This window comes from Streptomyces sp. NPDC047525, assembly GCF_040643025.1.
GTDB lineage: Bacteria > Actinomycetota > Actinomycetes > Streptomycetales > Streptomycetaceae > Streptomyces > Streptomyces durmitorensis.
In genome coordinates, this window is record NZ_JBEYTL010000001.1 from 285,252 (window position 1) to 297,565 (window position 12,314).

11 protein-coding genes are annotated in these 12,314 nt (G+C 72.4%); 7 read left to right on the forward strand and 4 right to left on the reverse strand.

Annotated elements, in window-relative coordinates:
* Positions 1-13 precede the first annotated feature (13 nt).
* From cobG to ABZ833_RS01400, 3 genes are all read left to right on the forward strand, one after another.
* Positions 14-1,324: a precorrin-3B synthase gene (gene cobG / locus ABZ833_RS01390; protein ID WP_361039445.1), complete on the forward strand. Its 1,311-nt coding sequence runs from the start codon at positions 14-16 to the stop codon at positions 1,322-1,324.
* Positions 1,325-1,396: 72 nt separating this feature from the next.
* On the forward strand, positions 1,397-2,023 hold the full coding sequence (locus ABZ833_RS01395) for a precorrin-8X methylmutase (RefSeq protein WP_361041284.1): 627 nt from the start codon (positions 1,397-1,399) through the stop codon (positions 2,021-2,023).
* Entirely contained in the window at positions 2,020-3,531 is a 1,512-nt protein-coding gene (locus ABZ833_RS01400; protein ID WP_361039447.1) for a precorrin-2 C(20)-methyltransferase, read from the forward strand. Before ABZ833_RS01395 ends, ABZ833_RS01400 begins: the two co-directional genes overlap by 4 nt.
* A gap of 13 nt (positions 3,532-3,544) precedes the next feature.
* Here ABZ833_RS01400 and ABZ833_RS01405 read toward each other — a convergent pair whose 3' ends face one another.
* Entirely contained in the window at positions 3,545-4,300 is a 756-nt protein-coding gene (locus tag ABZ833_RS01405) for a cobalt-precorrin-6A reductase (RefSeq protein ID WP_361039451.1), read from the reverse strand.
* 11 nt (positions 4,301-4,311) lie between these two features.
* Between ABZ833_RS01405 and ABZ833_RS01410 the strand changes: the two genes are divergently transcribed.
* A complete protein-coding gene (locus ABZ833_RS01410; protein WP_361039454.1) occupies positions 4,312-5,427 on the forward strand; it encodes a cobalt-precorrin-5B (C(1))-methyltransferase in 1,116 nt (371 codons plus the stop codon).
* Between the two features lie 36 nt (positions 5,428-5,463).
* On the opposite strand, the gene cobM is transcribed toward ABZ833_RS01410, so the two are convergent.
* Together cobM and cbiE are read right to left on the reverse strand one after the other, a co-directional pair.
* On the reverse strand, positions 5,464-6,213 hold the full coding sequence (gene cobM, locus ABZ833_RS01415) for a precorrin-4 C(11)-methyltransferase (protein WP_361039456.1): 750 nt from the start codon (positions 6,211-6,213) through the stop codon (positions 5,464-5,466).
* The gene (cbiE, locus tag ABZ833_RS01420) at positions 6,210-7,511 is read right to left on the reverse strand and encodes a precorrin-6y C5,15-methyltransferase (decarboxylating) subunit CbiE (protein ID WP_361039459.1); all 1,302 of its coding nucleotides are present in this window, start codon (positions 7,509-7,511) and stop codon (positions 6,210-6,212) included. Before cbiE ends, cobM begins: the two co-directional genes overlap by 4 nt.
* Positions 7,512-7,648: 137 nt before the next feature.
* On the opposite strand from cbiE, the gene tsaD reads away from it, so the two are divergent.
* Entirely contained in the window at positions 7,649-8,716 is a 1,068-nt protein-coding gene (gene tsaD / locus ABZ833_RS01425) for a tRNA (adenosine(37)-N6)-threonylcarbamoyltransferase complex transferase subunit TsaD (RefSeq protein ID WP_361039461.1), read from the forward strand.
* Between the two features lie 125 nt (positions 8,717-8,841).
* Positions 8,842-9,498, forward strand: coding sequence for a maleylpyruvate isomerase N-terminal domain-containing protein (locus tag ABZ833_RS01430; RefSeq protein WP_361039464.1), 657 nt, complete (start codon positions 8,842-8,844; stop codon positions 9,496-9,498).
* Positions 9,499-9,531: 33 nt separating this feature from the next.
* On the opposite strand, the gene ABZ833_RS01435 is transcribed toward ABZ833_RS01430, so the two are convergent.
* The gene (locus ABZ833_RS01435; RefSeq protein WP_361039466.1) at positions 9,532-11,295 is read right to left on the reverse strand and encodes an alpha-L-fucosidase; all 1,764 of its coding nucleotides are present in this window, start codon (positions 11,293-11,295) and stop codon (positions 9,532-9,534) included.
* A gap of 307 nt (positions 11,296-11,602) precedes the next feature.
* On the opposite strand from ABZ833_RS01435, the gene ABZ833_RS01440 reads away from it, so the two are divergent.
* Positions 11,603-12,310, forward strand: coding sequence for a hypothetical protein (locus ABZ833_RS01440; protein ID WP_361039469.1), 708 nt, complete (start codon positions 11,603-11,605; stop codon positions 12,308-12,310).
* The last annotated feature ends 4 nt before the right edge of the window (positions 12,311-12,314 follow it).

Genomic DNA, 12,314 nt, shown 5'->3' on the forward strand with positions numbered 1-12,314 from the left:
GCGATGGGTCGGTATGCTCGCCGCCATGCCCCCATCGGTCCCCTCGCCCGCGCTCTCGGGAGACGAGTCTGCCCGCGGCCGCGGTGACGCCTGCCCCGGGACGCTGCGCCTTCACCGGGCGGACGACGGGGCCCTGGCCCGCGTCCGCATCCCGGGCGGTGTGCTGAGCGCGGGCCAGGCCGACGTGCTGCGGGACGCGTCGGAGCGGCTGGGAGACGGGGAGTTGCATCTCACATCGCGCGGCAATGTGCAGTTGCGCGGGCTGCCCGCGGACTGCGGCGGTGAACTGGCTTACCTGCTGGGCGAATCGGGGCTTTTGCCCTCCGAACGCCATGAGCGGGTGCGCAATGTGGTGGCCTCCCCGCTCGCGGGACTCGACGGCCGGGGCGAGGCGGACATCCGCCCGTGGCTGTCCGCCCTGGACGAGCTGCTGTGCGCCGGCGACCGGGCCGCCGCTCTGTCCGGCCGGTTCCTGTTCGCCCTGGACGACGGCCGCGGCGACGTGGGGGCGCTCGGCGGCGACGTGACCCTGACGGCGCGGGGCGAGGACGAGGCGCTGCTGCGGATCGGCCCGGCGCACGACGCCGTCCTGCTGGCGGCCGCGCAGGCACCGCGGGCCGCGCTCATCGCGGCCGAGACCTTCCTGGAGCAGGCGCCCGACGCCAGTGCGTGGCGGGTCACCGACCTGCCGAGCGGCGTCGGCCCTCTGCTCGACTCGGTCCTGCACCGCCTGCGCCAGGCCGGACTCCAAGTCACCCGCACCACCGCGCCCCTCCCCCGGGATCCGGGCGGACCCGCCCTCGGCGTCGTGTCCGGCCCGCACCCCACGGCCGCCCTCTCCCTCGGCCTGCCCCTGGGAAGCGTCAGCGCACCCCAGTGGCAGACGCTGACGGACACCGCCCGCCACCATGGCGGCGGCGAGCTGCGGCTGACCCCCTGGCGCGGAGTCGTCCTGCCCGGAGTCGAGCGGACAGCGGCCGCGCAGCTCCTGGAGGAACTGGGGGCCGCCGGTCTCATCACCGGATCAGACTCACCCTGGACCGGAGTGGGGGCCTGCATCGGCAGGCCCGGCTGCGCCAAGGCTCTGGACGACGTACGCGCCACGGCGAAGGCCGCGTTGGGCCGCCCCGTAGGGGCGCTGCCCGTGTACTGGTCCGGGTGCGAACGCCGGTGCGGACATCCGCACGGGGAGTGGATCGACGTCGTCGCCACTCCCGACGGACATCAGATCTCCCGCGTACGCGGCGAGAAACGGGACACGCCGGCGACCGTCCCCGGCAGCCCGGGCGCACTCGCCGGCGCCGTGGCCGCGGCCCGCGGCTGAACCACACATGAACACATGATCAACCCCGCAACACCCGACTGTTCCCTGCCCTATCAAGAGAGCGAACGCACTGTGCACCAGTACGAGAAGGACGGACCGGCGATCTACCGCCAGTCCTTCGCCACGATCCGCGCGGAGGCGGATCTGTCGGGCCTGCCCGCCGACGTGAGCCAGGTCGCGGTCCGCATGATCCACGCCTGCGGCATGGTCGACCTCGTACGCGACCTCGCTTTCACCCCGGACGTGGTGGCCAGGGCCCGCGAGGCCCTGCGTGCGGGCGCCCCCATCCTGTGCGACGTGGCGATGGTCGCAAGCGGCGTCACCCGCAAGCGGCTGCCCGCCGACAACGACGTGGTGTGCACCCTGTCCGACCCGGCGGTGCCCGATCTGGCCGCCGAGCTCGGCACCACCCGCAGCGCCGCTGCCCTGGAGCTGTGGCGCGACCGGATGGAAGGCTCGGTCATAGCCGTCGGCAACGCGCCCACCGCCCTGTTCCGCCTGCTCGAAATGATCGAGGAGGGCGCGCCGCGCCCCGCCGCCGTCATCGGTGTGCCCGTCGGTTTCGTCGGCGCGATGGAGTCCAAGGACGCCCTGGCCGCGCACCCGTCCGGCCTGGACCACATGATCGTGCGGGGCCGACGGGGCGGAAGCGCCATCGCGGCGGCCGCACTCAACGCGATCGCCAGCGAGGAAGAATGAGCGTGAGCGAGCAGAACACAGGCCGGCTGTACGGCGTCGGGCTCGGGCCCGGCGATCCGGCCCTCATGACCCTGCGGGCGGTCGAAGTCATCGCGGAGGCCGATGTCGTCGCCTATCACAGCGCCCGGCACGGACGGTCCATCGCGCGGTCCATCGCGGCCAAGCACCTGCGGGCCGACCACATCGAGGAAGCGCTGGTCTACCCCCTCACGACGGAGACCACCGACCACCCCGGCGGCTACCGGGGCGCGATGGAGGACTTCTACACCGAGGCGGCGGCCCGCCTCGCGGTGCACCTCGACGCCGGCCGCACGGTCGCCGTCCTCGCCGAGGGCGACCCGCTCTTCTACGGCTCGTACATGCACATGCACAAGCGGCTCGCCGACCGCTACCCCACCGAGGTGATCCCCGGTGTCACCTCCGTCAGCGCCGCGGCCGCCCGCCTCGGCACTCCGCTCGCCGAGGGCGAGGAGGTGCTGACCATCCTGCCCGGCACCCTGCCGGAGGAGGAGCTGACCGCGCGTCTGGCCGCCACGGACGCCGCCGTGGTGATGAAGCTGGGCCGCACCTTCCCCGCCGTGCGCCGCGCCTTCGAGGCCTCCGGGCGGCTGCCCGAGGCCCACTACGTCGAGCGCGCCACCATGGCAGGCGAGCGCATCGACGAGCTGGCCGAGGTCGACGCCGACTCGGTGCCGTACTTCGCCGTCGCCGTCCTGCCGAGCCGGATCGACGCCCCCCGGCCCGAGCGCGCCCCGGACGCGGGCGAAGTGGCCGTGGTCGGTACCGGTCCCGCCGGGCCGCTGTGGCTCACGCCCGAGACTCGCGGCGTGCTGGCCGCGGCCGACGACCTGGTCGGCTACACGACCTATCTGGACCGGGTGCCGGTCCGCCCGGGGCAGGTGCGCCACGGCTCCGACAACAAGGTCGAGTCGGAGCGCGCCGAGTTCGCCCTGGATCTCGCCCGGCGCGGTCGGCGCGTGGCCGTCGTCTCCGGCGGCGACCCGGGCGTCTTCGCCATGGCGACGGCCGTCCTGGAGGTGGCATCGCAGAAGCAGTACGCGGATCTGCCGGTGCGGGTGCTTCCGGGGGTGACGGCGGCGAACGCGGCCGCCGCCCGCGCGGGCGCTCCGCTGGGCCACGACTACGCCGCGATATCGCTCTCCGACCGGCTCAAGCCGTGGGAGGTCATCGCGCAGCGGCTGCAGGCGGCGGCCGGTGCGGACCTGGTGCTCGCGCTGTACAACCCCGGCTCCCGCAGCCGGACCTGGCAGGTCGGCAAGGCCCGCGACCTGCTGCTCGAGCACCGCTCGCCGGACACTCCCGTGGTCCTGGGCCGCGACATCGGCGGACCGGCCGAGAGCGTCCGCACGGTGCGGCTCGCCGATCTCGACCCCGACGAGGTCGACATGCGCACGATCCTGCTGGTCGGTTCCTCGCAGACCCGCTGGGAGCAGCGGGGCGACGGACAGCAGATCGTGTGGACGCCCCGCCGTTACCCGGAGGACTGAGGCTCCGCGTCCGCTAGACCTGGCTGCCGCCGTGGGCGTGCAGCCAGGTCAGGGCCTGCTCCGGGGTGCCCGCCACCGCCACGCCTTCGGGCACCGGCGGCCGGCGCACCACGACCACGGGGATCCGTGCTTCGCGGGCCGCGGCGAGTTTGGGGGCGGTGGCGGCGCCGCCGCTGTCCTTCGTGACGACGACGTCGATGCGATGGCGGCGGATCAGCTCGCGCTCCCCCTCCAAGGTGAACGGGCCGCGGTCGAGCAGCACCTCCATGTGCGCGGGATGCGGTGTCTCCGGGGCGTCCACCGAGCGCATCAAGAACCACAGCTGGTCCAGTTCGGCGAAGGCCGCGAGACCCATGCGTCCCGTGGTGAGGAAGACGCGCTGCCCCAGCGCGGGCAGCTCTGAGGCCGCATCGGCCAGGGAGCCGACCGCATGCCAGGCGTCGCCCTCGCCCGGCACCCAGCCGGGCCGGCGCAGCGCGAGCAGGGGAACATGGGCGGCAGCGGCGGCAGCGGCCGCGTTGAAACTGATCGTCTCGGCGAAAGGATGGGTGGCATCGATGAGCGCGCTCACCCGGTGCGTACGCAGCCATGCGGCGAGCCCCTCGGCTCCGCCGAAGCCGCCCACGCGGACCTCGCCCGGCGGCAGCTTCGGGCTCGTGACGCGCCCGGCCAGTGAGCTGGTCACCCTCGCCGCGGCAGGCAGCGTGTCCACCAGGGCCTCGGCGAGGCGGCGGGCCTCCGTCGTCCCGCCAAGTACCAGTACGTGCATCGGATCCATCCATGGGTGAGGCGAAAGGCGGGCGCAGCGCCCAACTCAAGCACACCGGTCTGCGGCCCGGCTGGACGACCGGTGCCTGTGCGACCGCGGCCTCCACGGCCGCCTACACGGCCCTGCTCAGCGGCGACTTCCCCGACCCGGTGACCATCACCCTGCCCAAGGGCCAGACACCGGCCTTCGCCCTGGCGATCGAGGAGCTGGCCGAAGGCCGGGCGACCGCGGGGGTGGTCAAGGACGCGGGCGACGACCCCGACGTGACGCACGGCGCGCTGGTGCGGGCCACCGCGCGGCGGCTGCCGCCGGGTTCGGGCGTGGTCTTCAAGGCGGGGCCCGGCGTGGGCACGGTCACCCTGCCGGGGCTGCCTCTCGACGTCGGCGAGCCCGCGGTCAACCCCGTGCCGCGCCAGATGATCCGCGACCATGTCGCACGGGTCGCCGCGGAGCACGGGGGTTCGGGAGACGTCGAGATCACCGTCTCTGTGGACCACGGCGAGGAGATCGCCCGCTCCACCTGGAACCCCCGGCTCGGCATCCTGGGCGGTCTGTCGATCCTGGGCACCACCGGCATCGTGGTGCCCTACTCCTGCTCGGCGTGGATCGACTCGATTCGCCGCGGCGTGGACGTGGCGCGCGCCGCCGGGCATACGCATGTGGCGGGCTGCACGGGCTCGACCTCGGAGAAGACGGTGGTGGCCGAGTACGGGATCCCGGAGATCGCCCTCCTTGACATGGGGGACTTCGCGGGCGCGGTGCTCAAGTACGTGCGCCGGCACCCGGTGGACCGCCTGACGGTGTGCGGCGGTTTCGCCAAGCTGTCGAAGCTCGCCGCCGGACACCTCGACCTGCACTCGGCCCGCTCCCAGGTCGACAAGCCCTTCCTGGCCGCGCTGGCCCGCAAGGGCGGCGCGGACGAGGCCCTGGCGGCCGAGGTGGCGGGCGCCAACACGGGCCTGGCCGCGCTCCAGTTGTGCCAGGCCCGGGGTGTCCCGCTGGGGGACCTGGTGGCCGTGGCGGCGCGCGACGAGGCGCTGTCGGTGTTGCGGGGCGCGCCGGTCGCCGTGGACGTCATCTGCATCGACCGGGCGGGCACGGTCGTCGGACGCAGCAGCGTGCGCTGAGCTCCGTAACGCCCGGCCCCCACCGGCCCGGAGCCCTCAGCAGACGTGGCGGTCGCGGGCGGGCGAGTAGAGGTGGCTGTCGCGGAACTGCTCGGCGCCCAACGTACGGCCCACCATGATGACGGCGGTACGGATCACGCCCGCCGCCTTGACCTGCTCGGCGATCTCGTCGAGGGGCCCGCGCAGGATGAGCTCGTCGGGGCGCGAGGCCAGTGCCACGACCGCCGTGGGGCAGTCGGCCCCGTAGTGCGGCAGGAGTTCCTCCACCACGCGGTCCACGTACTTGGCGGCCAGGTGGAGGACGATCAGGGCTCCGCTGCGGCCCAGCGTGGCCAGGTCCTCGCCCTCGGGCATCGCGGTGGCCCGGTGGGCGATCCGGGTGAGGATGACGGTCTGGCCGACGGTCGGCACCGTCAGCTCCCGCTTGAGCGCCGCCGCGGCTGCCGCGAACGCGGGTACGCCCGGCACCACTTCGTAGGGCACGCCCGCCTCGTCCAGGCGCCGCATCTGCTCGTTGACGGCGCTGAAGACGGACGGGTCGCCCGAGTGCAGCCGGGCCACGTCCTGGCCCCGCTCGTGCGCGGCGACGAGCTCGGCGGTGATCTGCTCGATGTCCAGCTGCGCGGTGTCGACAAGGCGGGCGTCGTCGGGGCACTCGGCGAGCAGTTCACGGGGCACCAGACTGCCGGCGTACAGGCACACCCCGCAGGCGGCGAGCGTGCGTGCGCCGCGCACCGTGATCAGGTCGGCCGCACCGGGGCCCGCGCCGATGAAGTAGACGGTCATCCGTTGTCTCCTGAGGGTTCTGCGGGGGCCTCTGCTGAGCGTTCCGCGGTGGGGTCGGTCGAAGGTTTGCGTACGGACCACTGGGTGACCGGCATCGCCTGGCGCCAGCCGGTGAAGCCGCCGACGGGCACGGCGTGGGCGACGGCGAGGCGGACCAGGTCACCGCCGTGCCGGCGGTATCGCTCGGCGAGCAGGGCCTCTGACTCCAGCGTGACGGTGTTGGCGACCAGACGGCCGCCTGCGGGCAGCGCGTCCCAGCAGGCGTCGAGCAGGCCGGGCACGGTGAGACCGCCGCCGATGAACACGGCGTCGGGCGTGGGCAGTTCGGCCAGGCTTCCCGGCGCCTTGCCGCTGATCACGCGCAGGGCGGGCACCCCGAGGTGTGCGGCGTTGCGCTCGATGCGCTGCGCCCGCACCGGATCGCGCTCCACGCTGATCGCCCGGCAGGAGGGGTGGGTGCGCATCCACTCGATGGCCACGGACCCCGAGCCACCGCCGACGTCCCACAGGAGTTCGCCTGGTGCCGGTGCGAGCACGCCGAGCGTGGCGGCCCGGACGTGGCGCTTGGTGAGCTGCCCGTCGTGTTCGTACGCCTCGTCGGGCAGGCCGGGGACGGCGCCGAGGCGCAGGGCGCCCGGGGCACGTCGGCATTCGACCGCGATGACGTTCAGGGGGTCTCCCGGCGGGTGCGCCCAGGTGTCCGCGATGCCTTCCGCGTACGCCTCGTTCTCGCCGCCGAGCTGTTCGAGGACGCGTATCAGGCTGGGTCCGAAGCCGTGTTCGCGCAAGTGCGCGGCGACGACGGCGGGCGTGGTGGCGTCCGCGCTCAGGACAAGCAGCCGGCGGCCGTCGTGCAGGGCCGCGGCCAGACGGGCGGCGGGGCGCCCGACCAGGGTGACGACCTCGGTGTCCTCCAGGGCCCAGCCGACGCGGGCGCAGGCGTAGGACACGGACGACGGGTGGGGCACGATGCGCAGGCCGTCGGCGCCGAGAACCTCGGTCAGAGCGCGGCCGATGCCGTAGAACATCGGGTCGCCGCTGGCCAGTACGGCGATCCTGCGGCCCGCGTGCTCGGCAAGGAGCCCGGGAACGGCGGGCCGCAGCGGCGAGGGCCACGGCACGCGTCGTCCCGTGCATTCCGGTGGGAGCAGGCCCAGTTGACGCGGGGCGCCGATCAGGACCTGGGCCGCGGTGAGTTCCGTGCGTGCCGCGTCGGGCAGTCCGGCCCACCCGTCGGCTCCGATGCCCACCACGCTCACGGCAGGCGGGGCGGGGGGTGCGGCGGGTGCGGGGGTCACGGACGGTACCTCGGTGTTCGGGGGCTGACGCACTCGAACTCTACTGTCCGGCCGTGGCCGGACACCGGCCAGGTCGTCCTGGCCGTACCCTTATTGCACATAGGTTGCAACAAGCTGGAAAGATCGGGAGTCGGGACGTGGAGTCTCCAGTGGTCCTTGGCATCGAGTCCTCGTGCGACGAGACCGGTGCAGGTCTCGTGCGCGACGGACACCTGCTCGGACATGCGGTGGCGTCGAGCATGGACGAGCACGCCCGGTTCGGCGGGGTGGTGCCGGAGATCGCGGCGCGGGCGCACGTGCACGCCTTCACGCCCGTCGTGCGCGAGGCCCTGGACCGGGCCGGACTGCGGATGGGCGACATCGGGGCGGTGGCCGTCACCACGGGACCCGGACTCTCGGGCGCGCTCCAGGTGGGCCTGGCCGGGGCCAGGACCCTGGCGTTCTCGCTCGGGGTGCCGCTGTACGGAGTGCACCACCTGGCCGGGCACGTCGCGGCCGACACGCTGGAGCACGGCCCGCTGCCGGACCCCTGCATGGTGCTGATCGTCTCCGGCGGGCACACCTCACTGCTGCTCGTACGGGATCTGGCGCGGGACCCCATCGTGCACCTGGGCGACACCATCGACGACGCGGCGGGCGAGTGCTTCGACAAGGCGGCCCGGGTGTTCGGCCTTCCGTACCCGGGCGGCCCCGCCATCGACCGCACCGCGCGGCGGGGCGACCCGGGCGCCGTGGCGTTCCCCCGGCCGCTGACCGGGCCGCGGGACGCGCGCTACGACTTCTCCTTCTCCGGGCTCAAGACTGCTGCCGCGCGCTGGGCCGAGCAGCACCAGCTGCGCGACGAGGAACTGCCGCTCGCGGACGGGGCGGCGTCGCTGCAGGAGGCCGTGGCCGATGTGCTGACGCGCAAGGCGGTGGCCGCCTGCCGTGAACACGGGGTGGGAACGCTGGTCGTGGTGGGCGGCGTGGCCGCCAACTCCCGTGTGCGGGCACTGGCGGAGGAGCGCTGCCGGGCCGCCGGGATCGCGTTGCGGGTGCCGCCGTTGAAGCTGTGCACCGACAACGGCGCGATGATCGCGGCCGTCGGTGACCTGCTGGTCCGCGCGGGAGCGGAACCCGCCCCGCTGGACGTGTCCATCGACCCGTCCGCGCCTCTGGAGTACGCGGCCCTGCACCCCGTGGCCCGCGCCGTCAAGGCCGCATGACGGCCGCCGGGGTCACCCTGGATCCGGCGCCGGGGGGGGGGCGGAGGTCCGCGCATCATGGCGCGCGCGGGCGTTCCGTCCACATGTGCTTGTCCGGCTTCGCGGCACCGCACTACGTTGGCGAGGTGGATCTCTTCTCGCACTCTTGGGCGGCGTTGCGCACGGCCGTCGCCGAACTCCCGGACGAGGACTTCGCGCGGCCCTCAGGCTGTACCGGCTGGCTCGTGCAGGACCTGGTCTGTCATCTGGTCGTCGACTCCCAGGACGTCCTGATCACCCTCGTGACGCCCGCCGACTCGGAGCCGACCCGCGACGCGCTGACCTACTGGGACATCACCGAAACGCCGCCGACCGGCGAGGACCCGCTCGACGCGCTGACCGTCCGGCTCGCCGCCGCCTACGAGGAGCCCTGGCTGCTCAAGTTCCACCTCGACGACGTGGGCTCCGCCGCAGGACGCGCCGCCGAACTCGCCGATCCCGGCGCCCGGGTGAGCACCCGCGACGAGGTGCTCACCACCGGCGACTACCTCATGACGTACGTCATGGAGTGGACCCTGCACCACCTCGACCTGATCGCGCACCTCCCGCACGTGTCCGGACCGCCGGCGGAAGGGCTCGCCCGGAGCCGCGAGATGCTGGAGAAGATCGCAGGCACCGCGTTCCCCGCGTCGTTCTCCGACCGGGACGCGCTCCTCGTGGGCACCGGACGGCGCGCCCCGACCGAGGCGGAGCAGGCCGAGCTGGGCGAGCTTGCCGCGAAACTCCCGTTCGTCCTCGGGTGATCTCCGCCTGGCGCACCTGTTCCGCGGCGCGGGTCAGAGGTCGGCGCGGCTGCCGGTGGGCTCGACCAGCAACGAGTCGAGACGCAGGCCGAGTTCCTCCCCCGCGTGCTCCGGCTCCGCCAGGGTGATGGTCACGGGGGTGACCTTCCCGCCGGGGACGGAGAAGGGGCCTACGGCGCGTCGGGTCAGGTCCGCGCCCGTCACCAGCCGGGAGTGCTTGCCGACCTGGACCCGGTAGAGCGCCTCCGGCCGTGCCTCGCCCCGGACCGATACCGACAGCCTCGCGGCACGGTCGGCCGTGATGTGGGCGGTGTGCCGCACCGTGGTCCGCTGGGTGCTGTAGTAGCTGCCGTCGTCGGCGTAGCTGTAGCCGTGCTCGATGTCGTCGGCGTCCAGGACGGCTGACTTGTCCGGGCCGAGGGCGACCGTGCGCTCCGGAATGATCCGCAGCTCGCCGCCGAGTTCGACCTTCACGACGGGCAGCACCGCGTCGCGCGGCCGGTCGGGCAGCGTCACCACGAGGTCGTCCCCGTCCCAGCGCCACTTCAGCCGGTCCTTCGAGCCGTCCTCGCGGACATCACGTACGGAGGTGGCCAGGCCCGGCAGCCGGAGTTCGCCGTCGCCGGACTTGGGCCACTTGCTCACGTGCAGGAACAGGTCGCGGTCGTTGACCGTGACCTCCCCCCACGGCTGACCGCCGAAGCGGGTGGCCGACGCGCCGAGTACGGCGTCGGGGTGGCGGTCGAGCCAGTCGCCCATGCCGCGCAGGACGTCGGCCTCGAACTCCACGACCGAACCGTCGCCGCGCGGGCCGATGTTGAGCAGGTAGTTGCCGCCGCGGGCGCGCACGCCGGTGAGACCGCCGACCAGGTCCCTGATCTTGCCGGGCAGGTCCTCACGCTTCTGCCAGCTGCGGTACCCCCAGGTCTCGTGGTAGATCGACGCGGGTGTCTGCCAGGCGCCGTCGAGGGCCACATCGGGAATCTCGTTGTCGCCGAGGGTGCGGAAGTCGCCCTGGTTGTTCCACACCCGGCTGTTGATCGCCGCCTTCGGCTGCAGTTCGCGGACGATCCCGGCGAATTTCCGGCTCTGGGCCGCGGTGGGCGACGACATGTCGAACCACACCTCGGCGATGTCCCCGTACCGGGTCATCAGCTCGCGGAGCTGGCCCTCGATGACGGGTTCCATCGACGCGGGGATCGGATTGTTGTTGTTGCCGTCGAAGTCGTGGCCCTGGTGCCAGTCGACGAGCGAGAAGTAGAAGCCGAACTTCAGCCCCTGGCTGCGGCATTCGTCGGCGAGCGCCTTCAGCGGGTCCTTGCCGTAGGGGGTCGCGTCGACGACGTCGTAGCCGGTGGTGCCGGTATCGAACATGGAGAAGCCGTCGTGGTGCTTGCTGGTGATGACCACGTAGCGCATCCCCGCCTGCTTCGCGAGGGAGCAGATCTCCGCGGGGTCGAAACGGTCCGGCCTGAAGCGCTCGGCCACTTCGAGGTACTCCTCCTCGGAGATGTCGGCCCACATCTGGATCTGTTCGCTGTAGCCCTTGGTGACGGGTTTGCCCTTCCACACTCCTCCCAGTTCGGAGAACAGGCCCCAGTGGATGAACATCCCGAACTGGAGCTTCTGCCAGGCCGCGAGGTCCTTGTCGTCGCTGGGCCCGATCTCGCCGGGTATGCCTTGCGTGCGGGGGCCGCCGGCCGGGTCCGCCTGCGTGGCGACCGCTGCGGGAGGGCTTGCCACGGCTGCCGCGACGGCCAGCAGGAGCGCGAGCACGACGCCGATCACCTTGCGCATCACGAATCTCCTCTACAACTACCCCAGGTCGATTCATCCGACGTTACGAGCCAAAACGGGCACTCCACGTGCCACGAGGGAGGTACGGGGACGGGTACATCGGATGTTAGATGCGCGCGGGCGTGGCGTCACCACCCCCGACAGACCTGCTTGCCGTAGATACCGGTTACTGCGTGACAACACTCAACTGGCGCTTCCCTATTGAGTGTTCAACCACGACCATGCTAGAAACCGTTTACTCCCAGCCCGTCGCACAGATGGCACACAGCCACGCGAGCCCCTCCCCCCACTCGCAAGGAGCCCCCTCATGCGCAAACGAACCGGCACACTCACGGCCGCCGCCTCCCTGGTCCTGCTCACCGCGGCACCCGCCGACGCCTCCGTCATCTGGGACGGGGACGCCTCCGCGGGCACCGGCGTGTTCTCCTCGACGCTGTGCGACGCACCCGGCAGCGTCACCGCACAGGACAACGGCGACGGGCGCGGCCAGGTCTTCAAGTTCAACAAGCCGCTGGGCCTTGAGCGTTGCGAGGCGCACGGGATCAGCGTCGGCGGTTCGCGGTACACCTTCAAGAACAACTCGACGTACTGGATCGGCTGGGACACCTCCACCAACACCCCGGACGCGGGCACGATCTTCCAGTGGAAGTCGTACGGCACCAACGACCAACACCAGCAGAACTACCCGGTGTTGATGAAGGTGGAGGGCGGCGTCCTGAAGCTGTTCCACATCGAGGTCGGCGAGAAGTGGACCCTGAAGTGGTCGACACCCGTCACCACCAGTACGTACAAGCGCATCGTGCTCGGCATCCACACCTCGTCCGATGCCTCCGCCGGGTGGGTGACGGCCTTCTACAACGGCACCAAGGTCGCCGAGTTCTCCGGCCGCACCTGGGACGACCTGGGCAACGACACCCGCTTCGGCTCCTACGGCTCCGAGGTCAAGGACAAGCGCGTCATCAACTGGATCGACGGGCTCAAGGTCGGCACGACGTACGGGGACGTGGACAACTGACCTG

What these genes read in the sequence shown, in the direction of transcription:
- cobG (WP_361039445.1), top strand. Translation starts at nt 14, where the DNA reads ATGCTCGCCGCCATGCCCCCATCGGTCCCCTCGCCCGCGCTCTCGGGA.
- ABZ833_RS01400 (WP_361039447.1), top strand. Translation starts at nt 2,020, where the DNA reads ATGAGCGTGAGCGAGCAGAACACAGGCCGGCTGTACGGCGTCGGGCTC.
- ABZ833_RS01405 (WP_361039451.1), bottom strand. Translation starts at nt 4,300, where the DNA reads ATGCACGTACTGGTACTTGGCGGGACGACGGAGGCCCGCCGCCTCGCC.
- ABZ833_RS01410 (WP_361039454.1), top strand. Translation starts at nt 4,312, where the DNA reads ATGGGTGAGGCGAAAGGCGGGCGCAGCGCCCAACTCAAGCACACCGGT.
- cobM (WP_361039456.1), bottom strand. Translation starts at nt 6,213, where the DNA reads ATGACCGTCTACTTCATCGGCGCGGGCCCCGGTGCGGCCGACCTGATC.
- ABZ833_RS01435 (WP_361039466.1), bottom strand. Translation starts at nt 11,295, where the DNA reads ATGCGCAAGGTGATCGGCGTCGTGCTCGCGCTCCTGCTGGCCGTCGCG.
- ABZ833_RS01440 (WP_361039469.1), top strand. Translation starts at nt 11,603, where the DNA reads ATGCGCAAACGAACCGGCACACTCACGGCCGCCGCCTCCCTGGTCCTG.